Here is a 24,805-nt window from a genome sequence, read left to right on the forward strand (position 1 = left end):
CACTACCGGGCCAGCCCCACCGGAGTCCCCTGCGCCGGCACCGGCACCCGCCCCCGGGCCGCCGGCTCCAGCAGCAGCGGCACGCCCAGCACCGGCAGCAGCCACGCGAGCACGATCAGACGGTCGCCCCAGATGGTGATGTCCGGGTGCCCCGCCTGGGTGAGGATGCCGGTGAACGCGGCCGCGGCCAGGAAGCCGCCGAAGGCGGGGCGGCGCCGCGCCCCCCACGCCCCGGCCGCCAGGAAGGCGAGGAACAGCGGCTGCCACAGCTGCCGCCGCAGCCACTCCACCCAGAAGTTGACCTGCAGATGCAGGAACTCCCGCCACGGGTCGGCCCGGTCGGGCCGGGCGAAGTGGCCGGTGAGCAGGTCCTGCAGGCTGTCCGACTCGGACGGGTAGCGCAGCAGCCGGGCCAGCAGCACCGTACCGAGCACGGCCGCGCAGCCCACGCCCACCAGCGCGAGCACCCCGCGTCCCGGTGCCCGGCCCCGCCGCCACCGCCGTACGGCCAGCAGCGCGCCCGCCGCCGCCAGGCACACCCCGAGGAACAGCGCCTGCGAGTGCTTGACCGTGAACAGCGCGGCCAGCGAACCGCCCACCAGCGCCACACCGGCCCGCCCCCGCCGGCCTTCCAGCACCAGCGCGCAGCCCCACAGCGCCGCCAGCGTCAGCGCCAGCAGCAGCCCCTCGGTCATCGGGCGCATGGCGGTCGTCCCGCACGGCAGGACGTAGTACAGGGCCTGCCCGGTCAGTGCCAGGGGCACCGGCACGGACAGCGTCCGCAGCACCAGGAACGCCAGCACCCCGCCCGCGGCCGCGATGACCACGCTCGCCGCCCACAGACCCCACGTCACGCCGAGGACCGTCACGAACGGCACCAGGAAGACCGGGTAGCCGGGCCGCACCTCGAAGATCCGCATGAACCGCTCGGACATGAACGGCACGGTGTGCCCGCCCGTCTGGCCCGCCCGCAGCCGCGGCTCGACATACGCCCACTCCCGGGCCTCGCACTCCGACCTCACCCGCGGGGCGGGGTCCGGGCGGTGGAAGCGCACCACGTCCACGCTCTGGTTGCGCCGCGCGAGCGCCGCCTTGCCCATGCAGGCGTAGTCGATGGTGACCCGCGCCGCCTCCCGCTTGGACTCGCCGCGCAGACTCAGGGCGTACGACAGGTAGTTCTTGGTGTCCGGAGTGTCCCGGCCGGAGACGTTCGCCAGCTGGAGCACGGCGAACACCGCGGCCAGGACCAGCACCCAGGTGCGCGGCCTCACGACGACGTCAGCACGTCACGGCCGGCCGACGGAGCCGGCAGGACGTCCCGGACCGCGACCGGCGCGGGCATCCGCTCGCCCAGCATCAGCGTCCGCACGACCCGCTCGGCGGCCCGCCCGTCGTCGAACTGGCAGAACCGGTCCCGGAACGCCGACCGCAGCCGCGCCGCGTCCTCGTCCTGCCACGCCCCCGACGCGAACAGCCAGGCCAGCTCCCGGTAGGAGCGCGAGACATGGCCCGGCGGCTCGGCGGTGATGTCGAAGTAGGCGCCCCGGCTGGCCGCGAACGCGCCCCAGTCGTCCGCGTGGATCACGATCGGCCGGTCCAGCAGGGCGTAGTCGAACATCAGGGCCGAGTAGTCGGTGACCAGCACGTCGGAGGCGAGCAGCACGTCCTGGACGTGCGGTACGTCGGTCGCGTCTACCAGCACCCCGCGCCGGTGCAGCTCGGCCAGGCCCAGGCCCCGCGCCGGGCCGCCGGCGAGGGAGGGGTGCAGGCGGACCACCAGGGTGTGGCCGCCGCCCAGGTCCGCCGCGAACCGGGCCAGGTCGATCCGGTCCACGTGCCCGCCCCGGCGGTAGTCCCGGCGGGTCGGCGCGTACAGCACCACCGTGTGGTCCTCGGGGACGCCGAGCCGGGCCCGGACCTCCCGGCCGTGCTCGGGACCGGCGCCGACCAGGACGTCGTTGCGCGGGCTGCCGGTGCGCAGCGAGGTGAAGCGGCAGGGGTAGGCCCGCTCCCACACCAGCTCCGAGTGCAGGTTGGCGACCAGGCTGTAGTCCCACCGGTCGGCCCGGCGCAGCATCTGCGGCACGTCGAAGCCGTGCCGGGCGCCGGGCTTGTCCAGCAGGTCGGCGCCCATGTACTTCAGGGGCGTGCCCTGGTGGGTGTGGATGTGCGTGCTGCCGGGGCGTTTGACCAGCCCGCCCGGCCAGTTGACGTTGTTCACGAAGTACGTGGCCCGCTCGGTGATCCGCCGGTAGGCGGCCGAGCCCAGGATCACGTGCTCGGTGTCCTCGGGCAGCCGGGCCGCCAGCTCCTCGTCGGCCAGGACCCACACGCCCCGGATGTGCGGGGCCAGCTCCCGGGCCTTGTGGAAGACGGCGGCCGGGTCGCCGAGGACGCCCCGGTGCGAGAACGCCGAGTACACGGCGAGGTCCGGGTCGAGCGGGCGGAGGGTGTGGAGCGCGGTGCGGACCCGCCCGGCGCGCCCCAGTGCCGCACCCCGCGCCTGCCGGGCCCGCCGCCCCAGCTCCCGGGCGGCCCGCCCGCCCTGCCGCCGCAGGACGTAGGCCGCGTAACTGCCCTCCAGCACCCGCAGCCCGGCGGGCACCTCGGTGCCCGCCGGCCGGTGCGCGCGGAACAGCTCGGCGGTGCGGCGGAAGAACTCGCCCTTGGCGGACGGGGGCAGCCGGTCCGGCTTGGCGAGGATGTCCAGGCAGTGTTCGCCCATCTTGGTGTGCAGCACCGGCCGCCAGCTCGCCAGCGCCGGGCGGGAGTCGACGAACGCGAACACCCGCTCGTACTGCTGGTGGATGTCGAAGTGCTTGCGGCTGGTGGTGGACAGGATGTTGCCCTGCCGGCGCTGCCGGTAGTACAGGCAGATCCGGTCCAGCGTGGCGATGCGCTCCGCGCTGAGCAGCACGGGGAACGTCCAGGGCGTGTCCTCGTAGTAGCCGGGCGGGAAGGCGAAGCCCTCCCGGGCGACGAACTCCCGCCGGTAGGCCTTGTTCCACACCACCATCAGCAGGTCGAGGACCTCGGGCCGCTGGGCCGCCGTGAAGGTGCCGTCCCCGGCGTCCGCCAGCACGTGCGCGAGGACGTTGCGGCGCGTGGCGCCCCACCAGTAGGTGCGGGCGTAGTCGAAGACCAGCACGTCCGGGTCGGCGGTCTCCGCCAGCCGGTCGGCCATCGCGCGCAGCGCGCCCGGGGTGAGGGTGTCGTCGCTGTCGAGGAAGAGCAGGTAGTCGCCGGCGGCGTGCGGCAGGGCCGCGTTGCGGGCCCGGCCGAGCCCCACGTTCTCCGTCAGGTGCAGCACCCGGACCCGCTCGTCGCGGGCCGCGTACGCGTCGAGGATCGCGCCGCTGCCGTCCGGTGAGCAGTCGTCCACCGCGATCACCTCGATGTCCCGGTACGACTGCGCCAGCACCGAGTCGAGACACTCGCGCAGGAAGCCCTGCACCTTGAAGCAGGGGATGATGACGCTGAAGCGCGGCACGTCAGCTCCTCACCAGGGTCGTCGCGGCCGGGGCGGGGACCCGCTCGGCGAGCGGGAGCACGGGCGGAATCGCCTCCGGCGGCTCACCGAGGAAGATCCGGCGCACCACCCGCTCGGCGGCCCGCCCGTCGTCGAACTCGCAGAACCGCTCCCGGAAGGCGGCCCGCAGGGCGGCCGACTCGGCGTCGGCGTACGACCCGTCGCGGAACACCCGCGCCAGCTCCTCCGGCGTCCGGGCCACCGGGCCGGGCGGCGCCGCCATCAGGTCGAAGTAGACGCCCCGGGTCTCCCGGTAGACGTCCCAGTCGTCGGCGTACACGACGATCGGCCGGTCCAGGTTGGCGTAGTCGAACATGATCGAGGAGTAGTCGGTGACCAGGGCGTCGGCGGCCAGGCACACGTCCTCCGACGAGCGGTGCCCGGTCACGTCGATGACCCGGCCGCCGCTGCCGCGCCCGCCCCGGTCGTAGAAGTAGTGGGCGCGCAGCAGCACGACGACGTCCTGTCCGGCCGCCGCGCAGAACGCCTCCAGGTCCAGCCCGCCCGTCTCGAACCCGGTGCGGTAGTCGCGGTGGGTGGGCGCGTACAGCACGGCCGTCGCGCCCTCGGGAACGCCCAGCTCCTTGCGGACGCGGGCCACGTCGTCGGCGGACGCCGTGTAGTACACGTCGTTGCGCGGATAGCCGTACTCCAGCTGCTCGTAGGAGCCGGGGAAGGCCCGCTCCCACATCTGGGTGGAGTGGCGGTTGGCGGACAGGTTGTAGTCCCAGCGGTCCACCCGGCCCAGCAGCTTGGCGAAACTGCCGGTCGCGGCGGCCACCACCGGGTACGCCGACTGGTCCACGCCCATCGTCTTCAGCGGCGTGCCGTGCTGGGTCTGCAGGTGCACGCTGCCGGGGCGCTTGACCACGCCCTCGGCGAAGTTGGCGTTGTTCACCAGGTACGTGGCGCGGGCCAGGACCTCCCAGTACCGGCGGCTGCCGATCACGGCGTACTCGACGTCCGGCGGCATGGTGTGCTCCTGACCGGCCTCCACGAGGAACACCGAGCGGATGTGCGGCGCCAGGACGCGGGCCTTGGCGTGGATCGCGGCCGGGTTGCAGGCGTAGCCGCGGCCCCAGTAGGCGCAGTACACGGCGAGGTGCGGGTCGAGGGGGCGGCGCAGTTCGGTCTCGTACCGCAGCCGGGTGCGCAGCCCGTGCGGGCGGGGCAGGTGCGCCAGGGCCTTGGAGGTGGCCTGGTGGGCCTCGCGCAGCGCGCGGAACGCCGGGTACGCGCCGCAGGCCAGCAGCCGGTGCTGCACGCCGAGGCTGCCGCCGGGGGGCTGGAAACCGGCCGGGCGGTGCCGGCGGTACAGCGCGCCGGCCCGGCGGAAGAAGGCCCGGCGCCCGGCCGGCAGCCGCTCGGGGTGGGCGGCCGTCCTCAGGATCGCGGCGAACAGCTGCTCGAACAGCGGCCGGGCCCGCTCGGGCGGCAGGCCCTGCTCGGCGGCCCGGGTCAGCACCAGCTCCGTCTGGTCCAGCAGCTCGGTGTGGTGCGCGCCCGGCAGGTTCAGCAGGCTGCCCTGCCGCCGGACGAGATGCCGCACCACCACCGACCGCTCCACCGCCGTCCGCTCCGCCGCGAGCAGGGCCAGGCCGCCCCAGCCGACGTCCGTGAAGTGGCCGTCGGGGAAGGTCAGGCGGTGCGCGGTGACGAACGCCCGGCGCCAGGCCGCGCTCCACGCCGGCAGGTGCACGCCCGTCAGCCGGGGGGCCTGGCCGGGGGCGAAGACACCGTCGGGCGCCGAGGCCAGCAGCGCCGCGGCCGGGTTGTGGGGCTCGCCCTCCCACCAGGGGGCGCGCTCGTGCGCGAAGTGCAGCACGTCCACGTCGCCGGTGTGGGTCAGGCGGGCGTCCAGGGCCGCGAGCGCGCCCGGCACCAGGACGTCGTCGCCGTCGAGGAACAGCAGATACGCGCCGGTCGCCGCCCGCATTGCGGTGTTGCGCGCCCCGGCCAGCCCGGCCGACGGCGGGGAGTGCACGGGCGCCACCCGGCAGTCCCGCTCGGCGTACCGGGCGGCGACGTGGGCCGCGGGGGAGTCGGGAGCGTCGCAGACCGGGATCAGCTCGACGTCGCCGAAGGACTGCGCGAGGACCGAGTCCAGCGCCTGGGACAGCCGTCCTGCGACCCCGTGGGAGGGGACGATGATGCTGAAGCGGGGCATGTGGCTCTTTCTGTGTCGACCTGCTGCGTTGTCCTGTGGGGGCGGCCGCGCTCAGGTCACGGGAGACGGCCGGGCCGCCCCGTCGGCCGCCAGGTGGGCGGCCGGGTCGGGGTGGGCCGCGAGGAACCGGAGGGCATGCGGACTCCCGGAGGGCGAACGGCCGTCAGAGCCGGTCGTTGACGGTGGGGGACGGCGTGGGCTGCTGCGGCACGGTCGTGAACGGCGACGGCGCCTCGGCCGCAGTGGGCATCGGGCGCAGCCGCTCCTCCCGCGGCACCACCGGCGGCACGCCCCGCCGGCCGGGCAGGACCTGGCGCACCACCCGCTCGGCGGGGTGCCCGTCGTCGTAGGGGCACTGCCGGCGGCGGAACTCCGGGCGCGGCTGGGGCGAGCGCGAGCCGCGCAGGTGCCCGGTGTCGAGGAAGAGCGGGAAGTCGCCCGTGGCCCGCTCCGTGCCGGCGTTGCGGGCGGCAGGGGACAATCACACTGAACCTGGGCAAGAGGCATCCATCGGTCGGCGCGGGCGTTCGGCCCGGGAACGGCCGATGGGCCGTCCCGGTTACGGCGGCTGCTGCAACCGGGGGACGCGAAGGGGCGGACCCGTCAGGGGCCCGCCCCTCGATCGCCTCTCCTTGGGGCTACTTCACCGCGCCCGCCATCACACCCGACACGAACTGCCGCTGGAACGCGAAGAACACGGCCAGCGGGACCACCATCGAGATGAACGCGCCCGGCGCCAGCACGTCGATGTTGTTGCCGAACTGCCGTACCTGCGTCTGCAGCGCGACCGTGATCGGCTGGCTCCCGGCGTCCGTGAAGATCAGCGCGACCAGCATGTCGTTCCACACCCACAGGAACTGGAAGATGGCCAGCGACGCGATCGCCGGCGCGGCCAGCGGCATCACCACCCGTACGAACAGCCGCAGTTCACCGGCGCCGTCCAGCCGGGCAGCCTCCAGCAGCTCGCGGGGGATCTCCGCGAAGAAGTTCCGCAGCAGGAACACCGCGAAGGGCAGGCCGAAGCCGACGTGGAAGACGACCGCGCCGACGATCGAGCCGAAGATGCCGATCTCGCCGAAGAGTTCGGCGATCGGGATCAGCGCCACTTGCACCGGCACCACCAGCAGCCCGACCACGCCCAGGAACCACCAGTCGCGGCCCGGGAACTCCATCCAGGCGAAGGCGTACCCCGCCAGCGAGCCGATCACCACGACCAGGACGGTCGCGGGGACGGTGATGTAGACGGTGTTCAGCAGGGAGCTGGTGATGTCCTCGTTCTCCAGCAGCCGCCGGTAGGCGCCGAAGGTCAGCTGCGACGGCTCGGTGAACACGTTCCACCAGCCGTTCGCGGCGATGTCCTCCGGGGCGCGCAGACTGGCCAGCAGCAGACCGATGGTCGGCACCAGCCAGAACAGGCCGACGACGATCAGGAACACCCGCAGCAGACCGCCGCTGACGCCCTCGGCGAGCCGGGCACCCAGGGAGTGCCGGGCCTTGACGGTGGCGGCGGGCGGCGGTGCCGCCTTGGTGGGGAGACTGCCCGCGTCCGCGGTCATCGCCGCACCTCCCGCCTGAGCCGACGAATGTTGAACCACATCACGGGGATGACCAGGAGCAGCAGGAACACCGCGATCGCGCTCGCGATGCCCGGCTGGTCCTCGGAGAAGCCCTTGCGGTACAGCTCCAGCGCGAGGACGTTGGCGTCGTCCTGGGAGGAGCCCGGGGCGATGATGAAGACCAGGTCGAAGATCTTCAGCACGTTGATCATCAGGGTGACGGTGACGACCGCCAGGACCGGGGCGAGCAGCGGCACCGTGACCCGCCGGAACACCTGCCACTCGTTCGCGCCGTCCACCCGGGCGGCCTCCAGCAGTTCCCGGGGCACGCCCGCCAGCCCCGCCGCGATCAGCACCATCGCGAAACCGGCCCACATCCAGATGTACGCGCCGATGATCGCGGGTGTGACCAGGGACGGGCCGAGCCAGTCCAGCCCGTTGTACGGCTCCTTGAAGTTGCTCGCCGGGAGCCGCAGCTGGGCGCCGTCGGCCTTGGCGGGCAGTGTGAAGGTGCCGTCGTCGCCGGCCCGGGTCGACGCCACGACCTTGCCGTCCTTGACCGCCTCGATCCGCATCCCGGCGTAGCCCAGCTCGGAGGCGTCGGGGGTGTTCAGCTTGCCGACGCCCTTGCCACGGGTGAAGTCCTGCCAGGCCGTGCCGGTGATCTTGCCCGGCTCGGGCTCGGCCGCCACGGCCTTCTTCGCGTCGCCGGGCATCAGGTCCGGGGCCACACCCACCAGGGGCAGGCTGACCACCTGGCCCGCACGGACCGGGGACTTCGTGACGAACGCGCCCCCGCCCGCCGCCCGCAGCGGCGACTCGCGGCCCGGGTGCGCCTTCGGGAACGCCGAGGACTGGGCGAAGGTGTCATGGACGCCCACCCACACCGCGTTCGCGACGCCCTTGTCGGGGTCCTGGTCGTACACCAGGCGGAAGATGATGCCCGCCGCCAGCATCGAGATCGCCATCGGCATGAAGACGACCAGCTTGAACGCCGTGCCCCAGCGCACCCGTTCGGTCAGCACCGCGAAGATCAGGCCGAGCGCGGTGGCGACCGTCGGCGCGAACACCACCCAGATGACGTTGTTCTTCAGGGCGGTGCGGATGCCCTCGTCGGTGAAGAGGGCCTTGTAGTTGTCCACCCCGGCGAAGCCGTTGCCGGACTGGTCGTAGAAGCTGCGTACGACCGAGTACCCGATCGGGTACACCACGAGCGCGCCGAGCAGCACCAGGGCGGGCAGCAGGAACAGGGCCGCCACCGTCTTGCGGGTGCCCGTCACACTCTTGCGCGACTTGGGAGCGGGAGGGGCCGCAGGGGCCCCTCCCGCCGTGGCCGACGCCATGCCCATCAGCCTCCGTAGGCGGCGGCCGCGTCGGCCTCCAGCCTCCGCTGCGTACCCGCGACGTCCTTCGGGTTCTTCAGGAAGTCCTGGAGCGCCTTCCACTCACCCTTGCCGGGCGTGCCGCCGAAGGCCTGCGGGGCCTGGTCGGACATGTCGAAGCGGAAGTCGTCCCCGGAGTCGATGAGCGCCTTGGCGATCGTGCGCTGCACCTCGTTCGGGTACGCCGAGTTCGGCACGCTCTTGTTCGGCGAGAGGTAACCGCCCAGCTTGGCCTGGATGGTGGCCGCGTCCGGGGAGGCCAGGAACTTGGCCAGCGCCTGCGCCCCCTTGGAGTCCTTCAGGATCACCGCCGCGTCGCCGCCGGAGACCACCGGAGCGGTGTCACCCACCGCCGGGAACGGGAACACCTTCGCGTCGGTGCCGACCTTCGACTTGGTCTGCTGGATGTTGACCTGCGCGAAGTCGCCCTCGTAGACCATGGCGGCCTTCGGCTGGTCGCCGCCGGTGAAGACCTGCGTGACGGAGGCCGGGAAGTCGGTCTGCAGCGCGCCCTTGGCGCCGCCCGCCACGTAGTTCGGCTTGCCCCAGATCTCGGCCAGCGTCTTCAGCGCGTCCGCGACGGACGGGTCCGTCCACTTGATCTCGTGCTTGGCCAGCTGGTCGTACTTCTGCGGGCCCGCCTGGGAGAGGTAGACGTTCTCGAACCAGTCGGTGAGCGTCCAGCCCTCCGCGCCGCCGACCGAGAACGGCGTGACGCCCGAGTCGTAGACGGCCTGCGCGGTGGTCAGCAGGTCCTTCCACGTCTTCGGCTCGCTGGCTCCGGCGTTCTCGAAGACCTGGGCGTTGTACCAGATCAGCGACTTGTTGGCGGCCTTGTAGTAGACGCCGTACTGCTTGCCGTTCACCTTGCCGATGTCCTGCCAGCCCTGGGAGTAGTTCTTGCCCAGCTCCGACTGGACGTCGGAGTTCACCGGCTTGGCCCAGCCCTTGTCGACGGCCTGCTTGATGGCGCCGGGCTGCGGCAGCATCGCGACGTCCGGCGGCTGGCCGCCCGCCACCTTCGAGCCGATGAAGTTGATGATCGGGTCCTGGGCGGGCACGAAGGTGACCTTGGCGCCCGTGCGCTTCTCGAACTCGGCGAGAACCTTCTTGAAGTTGGCCTGTTCGGCGCCGGTCCACACGGCGGCGACCTCCAGGCTCTGCCCGTTCAGCTTGGGCAGGGTGACGGAGTTGCCGGTGTCCGGCGTGCTGCCGCCGGTGTCGGTGTCGCCGTCGTCGCCGCCTCCGCAGGCGGTGAGGGAGAGGGCGAGCGCCGCGACGACGGCCGCTGCGGCTCTGCCCGCCGTCGGGTGCCGGGTGGGGTGCTTGGTCGGGTGCCTGGTCGGCTGTTTGGGAGACCTGCGTGTCCGGATGGTGCTGCTCGTGCTGCGCATCACTGCCCCGTTCTTCGTTCCTCGTCGAACGTCGAGCGCTGTCCCGTGCGATCTGGTCTACGCCCGGGGGGTCGGGTCGGCAAGAGCGCACCGGCTGTCAAGGAGGACATCGTGACCGCGTCGTGACGCGGCGGGCCGGGGGCAGCCGAACTCGACCGTCCCCCCGGCCCACAGTCTCGTGCACGACGGACGCGACGGCATCTCGACGCGGTCCGTGCGGGCGTCCGCGACGCGGCGCTACAGCAGCGACGGCACCCGGACCGCCGCGACCTCACGCGCCGCGCGTTCCAGCGCGCTGGCGAGCAGCGCCAGGTCCGTCGGTCCGTTGCCCAGCTCCCGCACGGGACGCCGGGCCGGCGGGTCACCCATGCGGTGCCACTCCAGCGGCACCACCGTGGGGCGCAGCGTCGCCGTGCGCGGGATCCGGCCGGTGACCCGGCCGCCCTGGAACGGGGTGACCCGCCCGTCCGCGTGCGCCAGGCGGCCGCGGCCCGGGGCCGGTTCGTCCGGTCCGGGGGCCGGCGGGTCGAGCGTGATCCGCAGGGTGGCCCGCCGGACCGGCTCGGTCTGGGCCGTACGGGTACAGGGGCCGGTGGCCGCCACCAGGTGCACGCCGAGCCGTTCGCCGTCCCGGGCCACGGCCTCCAGCGCGCGCATCACGGAACCGGCCGCGGGCCGTCCGGGTGAGCCGAGCGCGGGGGAGACCAGCGCGTCCAGGTCGTCCACGACCACGACGAGCCGGGGCAGCGGGGGCGCGGCCTCGGTCTGCCGGCGGGCCGCCCCCGGCCGCAGCCGGATCGTCGTACTGGGCGGGGCGTCCAGGTCGCCGGTGGGCTCGGCGCCGCCCGCCGTGCCGCGGGTGGCCGCCGTGCGCTGGGCGACCATCCGGCCGGACAGCGCGCGGCCGGTGTGCCACTCGGCGAAACCGGACCGGCCCAGCAGCTCGGCGCGCCGCTTCAGCTCGGCGGTCAGCGACTGGGCGAACTCCCGCATGCGGACCGGGTCGTTGGCGGCCAGATGGGTGGTGACGTGCGGGACGTCCGTGCACACGCGCAGGCCCTCGCCGGCGCCGTCCGAGCCGGTGCCGCCCCGGCCGTCCACCAGGACGACGCCGAGCCGGTCCGGCCGCTCGGCGGCGGCCAGCGACGCGACGACCGCCCGCAGCAGCTCCGTACGGCCGCTGCCCGCCGGTCCCTCGATCAGCAGGTGCGGTCCGTCGGCCGCGAGGTCCACCCCGAGCGGGCCGCGCGGCCCGGCGCCCAGCACGGCGCACACCCGCCCGCCGAGCGCCTCCGGGTCGTCGGCGGCGTCCGCCCAGCGCGCCATCAGCGACGCCGGGGTGGCCCGGGCCAGACCCAGCTCGTCCAGGAGCCGGGCCGCCTGGGGCAGCGGGGCGGACACGCGCGGGTGCCGTTCGGCGGCGGCGGTGTCCGGGCGCAGCGGCGCCAGCGCCCGGGCGAACCGCTCCGCCCAGGGCAGGGAGACGGCGTCGACGGTGGCGATGGTGCCGTGGCTGATGGGGGCCGGGGCGGCGCTTCCGGTGGCCGCCTGGCCGGGGTGGGCCACGCGCATCAGCCGCAGGGCCGTCGCCACGTCGCCGCTGAGCAGGGCGACGGCACCGCACTCCCGGAACGCCGGCGACACCGCGCAGGCCGCCTCGTACGTCTCCGTCACCGGGGACACCGGGGAGGCCGCGGCCGTCTCGGCCAGGCACACCACGTGTATACCGGCGCGCGGCCCCTCCAGGGCCAGCCGCGCCACCGCCTCCCGCACACCGGCACCACCGGGGTCGCCGTCCACCACCAGCACCGTGTACGGCCCCGTGAAGCCGTCCGCCGCGCCGGCGCCGGCGTCGTCCCGGGCCCAGGAGGGGCGCCGGGCCGGATCGCGGGGGGCGGGCCGGGCCTGCGGCGCGAGGTCCTCCAGGCGGCGCAGGAGTTCGCCGGTGCGGGCCGTGGCCTGCTCGCGGTCGTAGGCGAGCAGCAGACGGCAGTCCTGGCCGTGTCCCGGGCGGACGTGCGGCAGCCAGCCCAGCCAGGACCATGCGGCGGTGCGCTCCTCCACCGGCCGGGCACGGTCGGCGCTGACCAGCACGATCTCCAGGGTGTCGGGGGAGTGCAGCGCGGCCAGCTGGGCCAGCACCGCGCGGGCCAGCCCGGCGAGCCGGTCCCGCGGCCCGGCCAGCCCCAGCGCCCCCACCTCGCGCAGCCCGGCGGTCACCGGCACGGCGGGCAGCAGGCGCGAGCCGTCCGGTGCCGCCCGGTCGGCGGTGCCGAGCCGCACCGCGAGCACCTCCGGGTGCCCGGGCCCGCGCTCCCACAGACGCGGCCCCGGACCCAGGGCCGTCAGCAGCAGCGTGGCCGGATCCGGCCAGGTCTCCCGTACGGGCCCCACCGCCGCCGGGGGCTCGGCGACCGCCTCGGCCGGCTCCTCCTCGTACACCGCCTCGGGACCGGCCTCGTCCTGGTCGCCGCGCCCCCCGGCCAGCCGCCGCGCCCACGCACCGAGCCCGCCGCGCCGCCGCCCACCGCCCTGCTGGGGCAGCTCGGTGCCGCGCAGGGGGGTGCCTTTCCGGCCGGTGGAGCCAGGGGCGCGGTCGTCGGGGTCGGCGAGGCCGGCGCCGTCGACGCCCGGGCGGGAGCCGGGGACGCCGCCGGGCGAGAAGCCGGGAGCGCCGCCCGGTCGGGAACCGTCGCGGGCCGGCGTGCCCGGGGTCCGGGGAGCCGGGACACCGGGGGCCGAGGTACGGGGATCCGCGCTGCCGCGCCCCGAGCGATCCGGGGGTGTGACGCCGTGCGGGGCGGCGTCCCTGGGGGGCGTGCCGCCGTGCGGTGCGCTGTCGTCCCGGGACACGGCGGTGGGGGACGACGTGGCGGCCGGAGCATGGGGAGAAGCGCTGCTGTGGGCTGTCGTACGGGCGGTCGTGCCTCCGGAGGCCGCCGCGCCGGGGCCCGTGGGGGCCGCGCCCGGCGCGCCGGGGGCCCGGGTACCCGGAGCCGCCGCACCGGGGTGCGCGGTTGCGGACACCGCCGTGTAGGCCGTGGGAGCCGCCGGCGCGGCCTCGCCGGGGCCCGCCACCCCGGACCGTCCCGGGTGGCCCGCCACCCCGGACCGTCCCGCGTGCGTGTCCGCCTCGCCCGGCACCGTCGGCGCCCGGTGCCCGAGGGGAGCCCGGCTGCCGTCCTCGTCCGCCCGCGTCCCGGGGCGCACGGCGAAATGTTCATCGGAGTTCCCGCCGGAGGGGCGCCCGGCAGCCGGGCCCGCCCCGGAGACCTCGCCCCGGCTCTCCACGGCGGGTGCCGCACCCTGCCCGGGCACCAGGGGCGGCTCATCCGGGCCGTGTCCCCTGCCCGGGGTCCCCCAGCCCGCCGTGCCGTGGGAGTGGTGCGTGACCTCGCCGGGGCCTGTCGGGGCCGGGGCCGAGCCCGCCGCAGCGCCGGAGGGGTCCGGCACGCGCACGTGGCCCTCGCCGTCGGGGGCCGTCTCCACCCGGCCACCCGGGCCGCCGGGCGGGGCCAGCCGCAGCGCCGACTCGCCGATGCGCAGCAGGGCGCCCGGGGGGAAGCGCACCGGGCGGGGGCCCACGCGCCGGCCGTCCAGCGTCGTGCCGTTGGTGGAGTCCAGGTCGGCGACCGAGACGCGCCCGTCGGCGGTCACCGTCACCGCGCAGTGCAGCCGGGAGACGTCCGGGTCGTCGAGCGGCACGTCGGCGTCGGCGGAGCGGCCGACGCGGATCTCGCCGCCGTGCAGCAGATGGACCCCGCCCGCGTCCGGTCCGGCGACGACGTGCAGCTGCGCCGGGGCGTCGTCCAGCTCGGGGTGCGGCTCGGGCTCGCCGGGGGCGCCCACGCACAGCACGGCGCCGTCGGTCAGCGGGGGTTCGCCGAGCGTGCAGCGCTGGGGGTCGAGGCGCAGGTCACCGGCGTACAGCACCGCCGTGCCCGAGCCGGACTCGCGGCCCGCGCCCGCCTCACCGGCGACCGCGGAGGCCAGTGCGGACGCCACCGCGGCCAGAGCCGTACCGGCGGGTGCCGTGACCAGCACGTCGCAGCTCGCGGCGCGGCCCCGCGCCCCATCGGGCGGGCCCAGCGGGTCTACGACGGTCAGCCGGATCTGCATCGCCGTCAGCGGTCCCTTCTGCGCGGGCGCGGAGTCCCCCACCCCACACGAGCACGTCGGCCAGTAACTCCCCGCATCCTCGCACCTGTCACTGACAACACGCCCGCCGCTCGGGAAGAAGTGATCTTGATTGGTCGGCTCTGCCCGCAAAAGTGCCTGACAGACGACACCCCGCCGACCGCTTGAGATCGGTCACGCCCGGTTTCGGCAACCTGGAGACCGAGGCGAGCGTCTTTCCTTCGAACGTGTACGGGGACCGGTACGTAAGACCCACAGAAAGACGACAGTCCGGTCCTCGGCACCCGGCACTACAGTGGGTCGGAGCACAGGCAAGCAGGCAAGGCAAGCAGCAGGGAGCGCGTGACGTGCGGCCAGTCGGCAGCAAGTACCTGCTCGAGGAGCCGCTCGGACGCGGCGCCACGGGCACCGTCTGGCGAGCCCGCCAGCGGGAGACCGCGGGCGCCGAGGCGGCCGTGCCCGGACAGCCCGGCGAGACCGTGGCGATCAAGGTCCTCAGGGAGGAGCTGGCCGGCGACGCCGACGTCGTGATGCGGTTCCTGCGGGAGCGCTCCGTCCTGCTGCGGCTCACCCACCCCAACATCGTCCGGGTCCGCGACCTGGTCGTCGAGGGCGATCTGCTGGCCCTGGTCATGGACCTCGTCGAGGGCCCCGACCTCCATCGCCACCTGCGCGAGAACGGGCCCTTCACCCCCGTCGGCGCCGCGCTGCTCACCGCCCAGATCGCCGACGCGCTCGCCGCCAGCCACGCCGACGGCGTGGTGCACCGCGACCTGAAGCCGGCCAACGTGCTGCTGCGGCAGGACGGCGACCAGCTGCACCCGATGCTGACCGACTTCGGCATCGCACGCCTGGCCGACTCCCCGGGCCTGACCCGCACCCACGAGTTCGTCGGCACGCCCGCGTACGTCGCGCCCGAGTCGGCCGAAGGCCGCCCGCAGACCTCCGCGGTCGACATCTACGGCGCCGGCATCCTGCTCTACGAGCTGGTCACCGGCCGCCCGCCGTTCGCCGGCGGCTCCGCCCTGGAAGTGCTGCACCAGCACCTGAGCGCCGAGCCGCGCCGCCCGTCCACGGTGCCCGACCCGCTGTGGACGGTCATCGAGCGCTGCCTGCGCAAGAACCCCGACGAGCGGCCCAGCGCCGTCAGCCTCGCGCGCGCCCTGCGGGTCGTCGCCGAGGGCATCGGGGTGCACGCCACCTCCGCGCAGATCGCCGCCGCCGAGAACGTCGGCGCGCTCCTCGCGCCCGACCCGGCGCCGGCGCCCGTGCCCGGTACGCCGGGTGCTTCCGGGGACGCCGACCCGACGCAGGTCCTGCCGCACGGCGCGGGGGCGTACGACCCCAACGCCGCGACCAGCGTCCTGCCGCACACCTCAGGCGCCGCCGACCCCACCGCCGTGCTGCCCCACCGCGGCGCGGCCGACCCCACGGCCGTCATGCCGCCGGTGCCGCCCGGACAGCCGGGGCAGCCGGGTCAGCCGGGCCAGCAGGAGCCGCACCCCTGGCAGACCCAGCTGCGGGCGGCCCGCGACCGCAACGAGCAGACGCAGATCCAGTACCTCGACCCGAACGAGGACCCGCTGCGCCGCCGCCCCCAGCGCCAGGTCGCCCGGCCCCAGCAGCCGCCGCGCCGGCCGCAGCAGCCGCGCGGTCAGCAGCCCCCGCCGCCCGGTCCCGGCTACGGCCATCCGCAGCAGCAGCACCAGCCACAGCCGTACGCCCCGCCGCGGCCCCAGCAGCCGCAGCCGCAGCGGTACGCCCCGCCCCCGCCGCCGCCCGAGCCGCAACGGCCCGTGCGTGAGCCCCGGCAGCGGCAGCGCAGCGCCAACCCGATGCGGATCCCCGGGCTCGGCTGCCTGAAGGGCTGCCTGTTCACGCTCGTCATCCTGTTCGTCGCGGGCTGGCTGATCTGGGAACTGAGCCCGCTTCAGGAGTGGATCGGCACCGGCAAGGGCTACTGGCAGCAGATCAGCGACTGGTTCGGCCAGGTGAGCGACTGGATCGGGCAGTTGGGCTCGTCGAAGTAGCGGCAGCGGCTGTCGACTCTGGGGATTTGTCGACAACTGGCGGGTGATTTCCGCCTCCTCGGTGAAGGCCGGCTCGCCGGACGCGTAGTTTTGTCGGCAACACGCGTCGGTAGGAGCAGCCTTGGCACGGAAGATCGGCAGCCGGTACACCGCCCACCAGATCCTGGGGCGGGGCAGCGCCGGCACGGTGTGGCTGGGCGAGGGACCCGAGGGCCCGGTCGCCATCAAGCTGCTGCGCGAGGATCTCGCCTCGGACGAGGAACTCGTCGGGCGGTTCGTGCAGGAGCGCACGGCCCTGCTGGGGCTGGAGCACCCCCATGTCGTGTCCGTACGCGACCTCGTCGTCGACGGCAACGACCTGGCGCTGGTGATGGACCTCGTCCGCGGTACGGACCTGCGCACCCGGCTGGAACGGGACCGGCGGCTCGCCCCCGAGGCGGCGGCCGCCATCGTCGCGGACGTCGCGGAGGGGCTGGCGGCGGCGCACGCGGCCGGGGTCGTGCACCGGGACGTCAAGCCGGAGAACATCCTGCTGGACATGCAGGGCCCGCTCGGCCCCGGCGGCTCGCACCGGGCGCTGCTGACGGACTTCGGTGTGGCGAAACTCATCGACACCCCGCGCCGGACACGGGCCACGAAGATCATCGGCACGCCGGACTACCTCGCGCCGGAGATCGTGGAGGGCCTGCCGCCCCGGGCCTCCGTGGACATCTACGCGCTGGCCACGGTCCTGTACGAGCTGCTGGCCGGCTTCACCCCGTTCGGTGGCGGTCACCCCGGCGCGGTGCTGCGCCGCCACGTGACGGAGACGGTCGTTCCGCTGCCCGGCATCCCGGACGAGCTGTGGCAGCTGCTGGTGCAGTGCCTGGCCAAGGCGCCGGCCTCGCGGCTGCGGGCCTCGGAGCTGGCGGCGCGGCTGCGGGAGCTGCTGCCCCTTCTCGCGGGGATGCCGCCGCTGGACGTGGACGAGCCGGACGTGGAGCCCGCCGAGGAGGCCGCGGCCGACCGGCAGGAGACGCCCGCGGGGCCGGCGCCGGCCGGGCGGGCGGTACGGCGGCGCGGCGCGGTACCGCTGGTGCCGGGCGCCAAGCCGGCCGACTCCAACCGTGACACGCATACGTCGATGAGGGTGCCGGCGCCGGACGAGCTGGCCGGCGGCGCCCTGGGGACGGCCCGGGCGCCCCGGGCGGCGGGGGCGCCGCGCCCCGGCTCGGCCCGCAACCGGGCTGCGGCGCGGCGCCGCCGGGTGGCGCTGGGGGCGGGGGCGGTGGCCCTGGTCGCGGCGGTCGGCGTCGGCACCTGGCTGGCCACCTCCGGCGACGACGCCGGCGCGACCCCCCAGAACACCAGCACCTCGGCCCCACCGTCCCCCTGACCCCGGGCCGCTTTCCCACCCACCCGACACGGTCGGCCAGGAGCCCCGGCGGGGGCCCGCCCCCGCCCTTCCCCACCCGCCCACCCGACACGGTCGGCCGAAAGACCAACCCCCGGGGCTCCGCCCCGAACCCCGGCGGCTCCTCCACGCGGTCGGCCGGAAGGCCTGCGTCCGCTGTCCCGCCCCGAGCCGGGACGCTCCGCCCCCTGCGCCCCCGGCGGTCCGCTCGACGCGGTCGGCGGGAGGCGCGGGCCCCGGGGCTCCGCCCCGAACCCCGGCGGGGCTCCGCCCCGAACCCCGGCGGGGGCTTCGCCCCCTGCACCCCCAGCGGTCTGCTCGACGCGGTCGGCCGGGGGCCCAGGCCCCCGGGGCTCGGCCCCGTACCCCGGCGTCCCCTCCACGCGATCGGCCGGGAGGCCCGTGCCCGCTGCCCAGCCCCCAGCCGGGACACTCCGCCCCCTGCACCCCCGGCAGCCCGCTCGACGCGATCGGCCGGGAGGCCCGGCCCCGGGCCCCGCCGCGAAGCCCGTAGGGGGCGCCCAGCGGCCCCCTCCGCACGGTCAACCAGCAGGCCCGGACCCGCCGCCCCCGCCCCCACCCGGGACACCTCGCCCCTGGCACACCGCCCGCCCCCTCCTCACGCTCGGCCAAAAGGCCCGGGCCCCCGGCCCCCTCCTCGCACCCCGCCGGAGGCCCCGGCCCCGCACCCCCGCCTGGCGGAGCCGTTACGCTGGAGGCGTGGCAGTCGTCGATGTATCCGAAGAGCTCAAGTCCCTCTCCTCGACCATGGAGTCGATCGAGGCCGTTCTGGACCTCGACAAGATGAGGGCAGACATCGCCGTGCTCGAGGAGCAGGCGGCCGCGCCGTCCCTGTGGGACAACCCGGACGAGGCGCAGAAGATCACCAGCAAGCTCTCCCACCTCCAGGCGGAGGTGAGGAAGGCCGAGGCCCTGCGCTCGCGGATCGACGATCTCGCCGTGCTGTTCGAGATGGCCGAGGAGGAGGACGACCCGGACACCCGGGCCGAGGCCGAGGCCGAGCTCGTCGCCGTGAAGAAGGCGCTCGACGAGATGGAGGTGCGGACCCTCCTCAGCGGGGAGTACGACGCCCGTGAGGCGCTCGTCAACATCCGCGCCGAGGCCGGCGGCGTCGACGCCGCCGACTTCGCCGAGAAGCTCCAGCGGATGTACCTGCGGTGGGCCGAGCGGCACGGCTACAAGACCGAGGTCTACGAGACGTCGTACGCCGAAGAGGCCGGCATCAAGTCGACCACCTTCGCGGTGCAGGTGCCCTACGCCTACGGCACCCTCTCCGTCGAGCAGGGCACGCACCGCCTCGTGCGGATCTCGCCCTTCGACAACCAGGGGCGGCGCCAGACCTCCTTCGCGGGTGTCGAGGTGCTCCCCGTCGTCGAGCAGTCCGACCACGTCGAGATCGACGAGAGCGACCTGCGCATCGACGTCTACCGGTCCTCCGGGCCCGGCGGCCAGGGCGTCAACACCACCGACTCCGCCGTGCGGATCACCCACCTCCCCACCGGCATCGTCGTCTCCTGCCAGAACGAGCGGTCCCAGATCCAGAACAAGGCCACGGCGATGAACGTCCTGCAGGCCAAGCTGCTCGAGCGGCGCCGGCAGGAGGAGCAGGCCAAGATGGACGCCCTCAAGGGCGACGGCGGCAACTCCTGGGGCAACCAGATGCGTTCGTACGTGCTGCACCCCTACCAGATGGTCAAGGACCTGCGCACCGAGTACGAGGTCGGCAACCCGGAGGCCGTGTTCAACGGCGAGATCGACGGATTCCTCGAGGCTGGAATTCGCTGGCGCAAGCAGCAGCAGAAGTAACTTTGTCGACATCACAACTGCCGCCCCCCGGGCGGCAGTTGTCGTTATGTCTGGGTTTTACATCACACTCACGACCGCCAAGTTCCCGTAAAGCGCCCGTTCATGGACATGGCGCACGCAACGGCCTTGACGTTGCTTTGAAAAATGGGAAGGGTGAAGCGTGGCATGCGTTGTCTCTGGGGCGCATGTGAACCGGGGGGCTTCATCTGCAGCTACCTCCGTCGATCACGGCCCCGAACGCCGCCTCACTGACGATTCAGCTACTGGGGGTAGCAACCACATGACCAGCAAGACGCGTATTCGCGTCGCGCGCATCGCGGCCGGTGCCGTGATAGCCGCCGGTGCCTCGCTGACCGCGGCGGGTGCCGCATCCGCCACGGAGGCGGAGGACTGCCTGTTCGGCGTGCTGTGCGCCAAGGACGACCCGACCACCCCGCCGCCGGTGACGCCGCCGCCGCCCACCGAGCTCCCCACCGACCCGGTCACCCCGCCTCCGGCGACCCCGCCGACCGACGAGCCGACCGAGCCCACGGAGGAGCCCACCGAGCCCACCGAGGACCCGGTTCCCCCGTCCGCCGACCCCACCGCCCCGGGCAACGGCAACGGCCACGGCGGCAACGGGAACGGCCACGGGAACGGCAACGGTTCCGGCCACGGCAACGGTGGCGGCAACGCCGCCGACCCGGACGGCGGCTCCGGCGCCTCCACCCAGGAGCAGGGCTCCTCGGCCCTCACCGACACCGGCTCGGGCAGCACCCCGGCGCCCACCGCCCAGGGCGGCGGTGAGGAGCTCGCCGAGACCGGTGCCGCGCAGACCACGTTCCTGCTGGTCGGCGCCGCCACGATGATCGCCGGCGGAATCGGCTTCCGGGTGCTGCCGCGCATGATGGGCGGCCGCGGCGGGGCCGCTGCCTGACGGTAGCCGCCCGCGTACCCGGCGTACACGGCGAAGGGCCCGGAGCGTCACGCTCCGGGCCCTTCTCGTCGCCTCGGCCGAACCGGCCGCGAGGGGGCCTACGCGGTCTGGTGGGCCAGCAGGGCCACCGCCGCGATCAGCACGACCAGCAGTGCGATCAGCGTCATCGGGTTCAGCCCCGCGAAGAAGTTCTCCTGCTGCAGCCGCTCGCGGTTCGCACGGCACACGGGGCACCGGCCCTCGCTCACGGGCGCCGCGCAGTTCGCGCACACCAGCCGGTCGTACGTCATGCGCTCGCCCTCCTTGCACCGGTTTCCATGTAGCTCAACGCTCGCGGCGGCGCGAACGTTCCCCCTCCACTGTGCCAGGTTCCTCCGGAGGGTGCGCGGGGCGTCCGCGAAGGGGTGGCGGTGCCCGGTCGCGGACCGGACGTCAAAGGAACCCGTACAAAACGGCATATCCGCCGCGCAACCCCAACCGGTGACTGCGGTCCCATACCCGGTTCGCGTATGGTCACGCTCATCTACCCCCGGCTACCCGTGGTGCATCCGTGATCCGATTCGACAACGTCTCCAAGGTCTACCCCAAGCAGAACCGCCCCGCCCTCAGGGATGTCTCCCTGGAGGTCGAGAAGGGCGAGTTCGTGTTCCTCGTGGGGTCCTCCGGCTCCGGAAAGTCCACCTTCCTGCGGCTGATCCTCCGCGAGGAGCGGGCCAGCCACGGGCAGGTGCACGTTCTGGGCAAGGACCTCGCACGCCTGTCCAACTGGAAGGTGCCGCACATGCGCCGCCAGCTGGGGACGGTGTTCCAGGACTTCCGTCTGCTGCCGAACAAGACGGTCGCCGAGAACGTCGCCTTCGCGCAGGAGGTCATCGGCAAGTCGCGCGGCGAGATCCGCAAGTCCGTCCCCCAGGTGCTCGACCTCGTCGGCCTCGGCGGGAAGGAGGACCGGATGCCGGGCGAACTGTCCGGTGGTGAGCAGCAGCGCGTGGCCATCGCGCGGGCCTTCGTCAACCGGCCCAAGCTGCTCATCGCCGACGAGCCCACCGGCAACCTCGACCCGCAGACCTCCGTCGGCATCATGAAGCTGCTGGACCGCATCAACCGGACCGGCACGACCGTGGTGATGGCGACGCACGACCAGAACATCGTGGACCAGATGCGCAAGCGCGTCATCGAGCTGGAGAAGGGCCGCCTCGTCCGCGACCAGGCACGCGGCGTCTACGGCTACCAGCACTGACCCCCGTAGCAGTCCACGGAAAGGCCCGAAGAAGCCGCCATGCGCGCCCAGTTCGTCCTCTCGGAGATCGGCGTCGGTCTCCGCCGCAACCTGACGATGACCTTCGCGGTCATCGTCTCCGTAGCCCTGTCGCTCGCCCTGTTCGGCGGGTCGCTCCTGATGAGCGACCAGGTCAGCACGATGAAGGGCTACTGGTACGACAAGGTCAACGTCTCGATCTTCCTGTGCAACAAGTCCGACGCCGAGTCGGACCCCAACTGCGCCAAGGGCGCGGTGACCGACGACCAGAAGAAGCAGATCGAGGCCGACCTCAAGAAGATGCCGATCGTCCAGACGGTCACCTACGAGTCGCAGGACGAGGCGTACAAGCACTACAAGGAGCAGTTCGGCGACTCCCCGCTGGCCGCGTCCCTGACGCCGGACCAGATGCAGGAGTCGTACCGCATCAAGCTGAAGGACCCGGAGAAGTACCAGGTCGTCGCGACCGCCTTCGACGGGCGGGACGGCGTGCAGTCCGTGCAGGACCAGAAGGGCATCCTGGACAACCTGTTCGGGTTGCTCAACGGCATGAACTGGGCCGCGCGGGCGGTGATGGCGCTGATGCTCGTCGTCGCGCTGATGCTGATCGTCAACACCGTGCGCGTCTCGGCGTTCAGCCGCCGGCGTGAGACCGGGATCATGCGCCTGGTCGGCGCCTCGGGCTTCTACATCCAGGCGCCGTTCATCGCGGAGGCCGCGGTCGCCGGGCTCATCGGCGGCACGCTCGCGTGCGGCTTCCTGCTGCTCGCCCGGTACTTCATCATCGACCACGGCCTGGCGCTGTCCGAGAAGCTGAACCTGATCAACTTCATCGGCTGGGACGCCGTCCTGACGAAGCTGCCGCTCATCCTCGCCACGAGCCTGCTGATGCCCGCGCTGGCCGCGTTCTTCGCGCTGCGCAAGTACTTGAAGGTGTGACGCATGCCAAGAGGGGCCGTGCGGTCAACGGACCGTACGGCCCTTCCGCTTGTCCTAGACTCACCGGCATGTCAGGTCGTGACCTGTTCTGTCAGCCCCGCCGCATGCGCCGCGGGGCCGCCCTGACCTTGGTCTTCGCGAGCGTCCTCGGCGTCGGCGCCGCCACCGGCTCCCTGCCCGGCACGGACCGCGAGACCGCTACGGAGGCGGCCCGTCCGGCCGCTCCCGCCGGGCACCACGCGGACGTCGTCAGGGCGGCCGAGGAGGCGATGGCCGACGGCACGTCCTCCATGGAGGCCGCCCGGCGCGCCGTCAGCCGCAGCGGCGACCGGTGGGCCGCCGTCTACTCCCCGGGCGAGTACGAGGAGTTCGAACAGGCCCTCGACGGGCGGTACACCGGCGTCGGCCTGTGGGCGCGGCGCGAGCGCGACGGCCGTATCGAGGTGACGAAGGTGCGGGCCGGATCGCCCGCGGCCGAGGCCGGCATCCGCCCGGGCGACCGGCTGACGCGCGTGGACGGACACCGCGTCGACGGCCGGCCCGTCACCGAGGTCGTCTCCTTACTGCGCGGCGAGGCCACCGGAGCGGACGCCGGTACGACCGTCCGGCTCGGCCTGCAGCGCGGCACGCGCGTGTGGACCGAGACGCTGCGCCGGGCCCGCCTGTCCACCGACTCCGTCACGGTGCGGCACCTCGCCGGCGGGGCCACCGTCATCAAGGTCGCCGCGTTCACCAAGGGCACCGGCGACCAGGTCCGCGGCGCCGTACGGCGCGCCCCGCACGGCGCCGGGATCGTCTTGGACCTGCGCGGCAACTCCGGCGGCCTGGTCACCGAGGCCGTCACGGCCGCCTCCGCCTTCCTCGACGGCGGTCTGGTCGCCACCTACGACATCGACGGCGAGCAGCGCGCCCTGCACGCCGACGGCGGCGGCGACACCGCCAGGCCCCTGGTCACCGTCGTGGACGGGGGCACGATGAGCGCGGCCGAGCTCCTCACCGGCGCCCTGCAGGACCGCGGGCGGGCCGTGGTCGTCGGCTCCCGCACCTTCGGCAAGGGCTCGGTGCAGATGCCGAGCCGGCTGCCCGGCGGCTCCGTCGCCGAGCTCACGGTCGGGCACTACCGCACCCCGTCCGGCCGCAGCGTCGACGGCCAGGGCATCACTCCCGACCTCGAGGCGGACGAGGGCGCGCTGCGCCAGGCCGAGACGGTGCTGAGCGGCCTGGGCGAGGCGCGGTAATCGGCTTCCCGCCGACCCCCTGCGTAGTGCGAAAATGGGCGGCACTATGGCTAAGGAAAAAGGGCGCAAGCTGATCGCGCAGAACAAGAAGGCGCGGCACGACTACCACATCATCGACACCTACGAGGCCGGACTGGTCCTCACGGGCACCGAGGTGAAGTCGCTGCGCCAGGGGCGCGCGTCGCTGGTCGAGGGCTTCATCCAGGTGGACGGACACGAGGCGTGGCTGCACAACGTGCACGTGCCGGAGTACAGCCAGGGCACCTGGACCAACCACAGCGCCCGCCGCAAGCGGAAGCTGCTGCTGCACCGCGCCGAGATCGACAAGCTGGAGGCGAAGGCGCAGGAGTCCGGCCACACCATCGTGCCGCTGTCCCTGTACTTCAAGGACGGCCGCGCCAAGATCGAGATCGCGCTGGCCAAGGGCAAGAAGGAGTACGACAAGCGCCAGACGCTCCGCGAGAAGCAGGACCGGCGCGAGGCCGAGCGCGTGATGTCCGCCGTGCGCCGCAAGGCCCGGGCCTAGACCGCCGGGAATACGGTGGCATCCAGGGGCGTTGATCTCGTACGATGGCACCTGCACCGCTCAGGCGGTGCGCAGCACCCCTCGCGGGTGCGCACCTTGAGAAATCAACATGGGGATGATCGGTTTCGACAGCGGATGTCGAAGCAGGGGAAGCGTGTCGAGGAAGCGGCCATGATCTCGTAAACCACAGGCCGAAAAAAATAACTGCCAATTCCAAGGCAAAGCTCTCCCAGGGCGAGCTCGCCCTCGCTGCCTGATCTAAGGCCGCGAGCGCAGCTCCCCTACCAAAGGGAGTGTCAGTCCGGGGGTGTTCCCGACCCGGGTCCTGGCATCATCTAGGGAACTAAACCTCGATCCCGGTCACGGGGTGAAGAGGGAAACCACACAGTGACTGGGCCCGTCGGAGACTTGTCCGCGTGATCTCCGGGGCCGAGAAAAGCGAAGCGGACTGCACACGGAGAAGCCCTGGTTCTGCACCGTTGGACGCGGGTTCGATTCCCGCCATCTCCACGA

General features: G+C 73.7%; 17 protein-coding genes and 1 other RNA gene. 9 read left to right on the forward strand and 9 right to left on the reverse strand.

Annotated features, from left to right (window positions below; all coding sequences use genetic code 11):
• Positions 1-2 precede the first annotated feature (2 nt).
• The 8 genes from AB0K80_RS07080 to AB0K80_RS07115 all read right to left on the reverse strand — a co-directional run bounded on the left by AB0K80_RS07080 (position 3) and on the right by AB0K80_RS07115 (position 14,147).
• Entirely contained in the window at positions 3-1,271 is a 1,269-nt protein-coding gene (locus AB0K80_RS07080) for a hypothetical protein (protein ID WP_365666704.1), read from the reverse strand.
• Entirely contained in the window at positions 1,268-3,490 is a 2,223-nt protein-coding gene (locus AB0K80_RS07085) for a bifunctional glycosyltransferase family 2 protein/CDP-glycerol:glycerophosphate glycerophosphotransferase (protein ID WP_365666706.1), read from the reverse strand. The genes AB0K80_RS07080 and AB0K80_RS07085 overlap by 4 nt, the downstream gene beginning before the upstream one ends.
• 1 nt (position 3,491) lies before the next feature.
• Positions 3,492-5,696: a bifunctional glycosyltransferase family 2 protein/CDP-glycerol:glycerophosphate glycerophosphotransferase gene (locus tag AB0K80_RS07090; protein WP_365666708.1), complete on the reverse strand. Its 2,205-nt coding sequence runs from the start codon at positions 5,694-5,696 to the stop codon at positions 3,492-3,494.
• A gap of 163 nt (positions 5,697-5,859) precedes the next feature.
• Positions 5,860-6,177 (reverse strand): hypothetical protein, encoded by a 318-nt coding sequence (locus AB0K80_RS07095; RefSeq protein WP_365666710.1) that lies wholly within the window; start codon positions 6,175-6,177, stop codon positions 5,860-5,862.
• Between the two features lie 157 nt (positions 6,178-6,334).
• Complete coding sequence (locus AB0K80_RS07100; RefSeq protein WP_365666711.1) at positions 6,335-7,252, reverse strand: carbohydrate ABC transporter permease; 918 nt, start codon at positions 7,250-7,252, stop codon at positions 6,335-6,337.
• Positions 7,249-8,595, reverse strand: a complete 1,347-nt coding sequence (locus tag AB0K80_RS07105) for a sugar ABC transporter permease (RefSeq protein WP_365666713.1) — start codon at positions 8,593-8,595, stop codon at positions 7,249-7,251. Before AB0K80_RS07105 ends, AB0K80_RS07100 begins: the two co-directional genes overlap by 4 nt.
• Before the next feature lie 5 nt (positions 8,596-8,600).
• Entirely contained in the window at positions 8,601-10,028 is a 1,428-nt protein-coding gene (locus tag AB0K80_RS07110) for an ABC transporter substrate-binding protein (RefSeq protein ID WP_365666715.1), read from the reverse strand.
• A 237-nt stretch (positions 10,029-10,265) separates the two neighbouring features.
• The gene (locus tag AB0K80_RS07115) at positions 10,266-14,147 is read right to left on the reverse strand and encodes an FHA domain-containing protein (RefSeq protein ID WP_365666717.1); all 3,882 of its coding nucleotides are present in this window, start codon (positions 14,145-14,147) and stop codon (positions 10,266-10,268) included.
• A 365-nt stretch (positions 14,148-14,512) separates the two neighbouring features.
• Here AB0K80_RS07115 and AB0K80_RS07120 point away from each other — a divergent pair, with 365 nt between their 5' ends.
• The 4 genes from AB0K80_RS07120 (at position 14,513) to AB0K80_RS07135 (ending at position 20,331) form a co-directional block, all read left to right on the forward strand.
• Positions 14,513-16,195 (forward strand): serine/threonine-protein kinase, encoded by a 1,683-nt coding sequence (locus AB0K80_RS07120; RefSeq protein ID WP_365666719.1) that lies wholly within the window; start codon positions 14,513-14,515, stop codon positions 16,193-16,195.
• A 121-nt stretch (positions 16,196-16,316) separates the two neighbouring features.
• Positions 16,317-17,570, forward strand: a complete 1,254-nt coding sequence (locus AB0K80_RS07125; protein WP_365666721.1) for a serine/threonine-protein kinase — start codon at positions 16,317-16,319, stop codon at positions 17,568-17,570.
• 738 nt (positions 17,571-18,308) lie between these two features.
• On the forward strand, positions 18,309-19,415 hold the full coding sequence (gene prfB, locus AB0K80_RS07130; RefSeq protein WP_365666723.1) for a peptide chain release factor 2: 1,107 nt from the start codon (positions 18,309-18,311) through the stop codon (positions 19,413-19,415).
• 280 nt (positions 19,416-19,695) lie between these two features.
• Positions 19,696-20,331 carry a hypothetical protein gene (locus AB0K80_RS07135; RefSeq protein ID WP_365666725.1) on the forward strand — a complete coding sequence of 212 codons (636 nt, stop codon included), beginning with the start codon at positions 19,696-19,698 and terminating at the stop codon, positions 20,329-20,331.
• Between the two features lie 98 nt (positions 20,332-20,429).
• On the opposite strand, the gene AB0K80_RS07140 is transcribed toward AB0K80_RS07135, so the two are convergent.
• Complete coding sequence (locus AB0K80_RS07140; protein ID WP_365666726.1) at positions 20,430-20,621, reverse strand: hypothetical protein; 192 nt, start codon at positions 20,619-20,621, stop codon at positions 20,430-20,432.
• A gap of 260 nt (positions 20,622-20,881) precedes the next feature.
• Between AB0K80_RS07140 and ftsE the strand changes: the two genes are divergently transcribed.
• From ftsE to ssrA, 5 genes are all read left to right on the forward strand, one after another.
• Complete coding sequence (ftsE, locus tag AB0K80_RS07145) at positions 20,882-21,571, forward strand: cell division ATP-binding protein FtsE (protein ID WP_190202671.1); 690 nt, start codon at positions 20,882-20,884, stop codon at positions 21,569-21,571.
• Between the two features lie 39 nt (positions 21,572-21,610).
• The gene (gene ftsX, locus AB0K80_RS07150) at positions 21,611-22,528 is read left to right on the forward strand and encodes a permease-like cell division protein FtsX (protein ID WP_365666729.1); all 918 of its coding nucleotides are present in this window, start codon (positions 21,611-21,613) and stop codon (positions 22,526-22,528) included.
• Positions 22,529-22,596: 68 nt separating this feature from the next.
• The gene (locus AB0K80_RS07155) at positions 22,597-23,766 is read left to right on the forward strand and encodes a S41 family peptidase (protein ID WP_365666731.1); all 1,170 of its coding nucleotides are present in this window, start codon (positions 22,597-22,599) and stop codon (positions 23,764-23,766) included.
• A 46-nt stretch (positions 23,767-23,812) separates the two neighbouring features.
• Positions 23,813-24,292, forward strand: coding sequence for an SsrA-binding protein SmpB (gene smpB / locus AB0K80_RS07160; protein WP_365666733.1), 480 nt, complete (start codon positions 23,813-23,815; stop codon positions 24,290-24,292).
• A 111-nt stretch (positions 24,293-24,403) separates the two neighbouring features.
• Positions 24,404-24,805, forward strand: a transfer-messenger RNA (tmRNA) gene (gene ssrA / locus AB0K80_RS07165).

Origin of the sequence: Streptomyces sp. NPDC052682, assembly GCF_040678435.1 — a bacterium.
Lineage (GTDB): Bacteria > Actinomycetota > Actinomycetes > Streptomycetales > Streptomycetaceae > Streptomyces.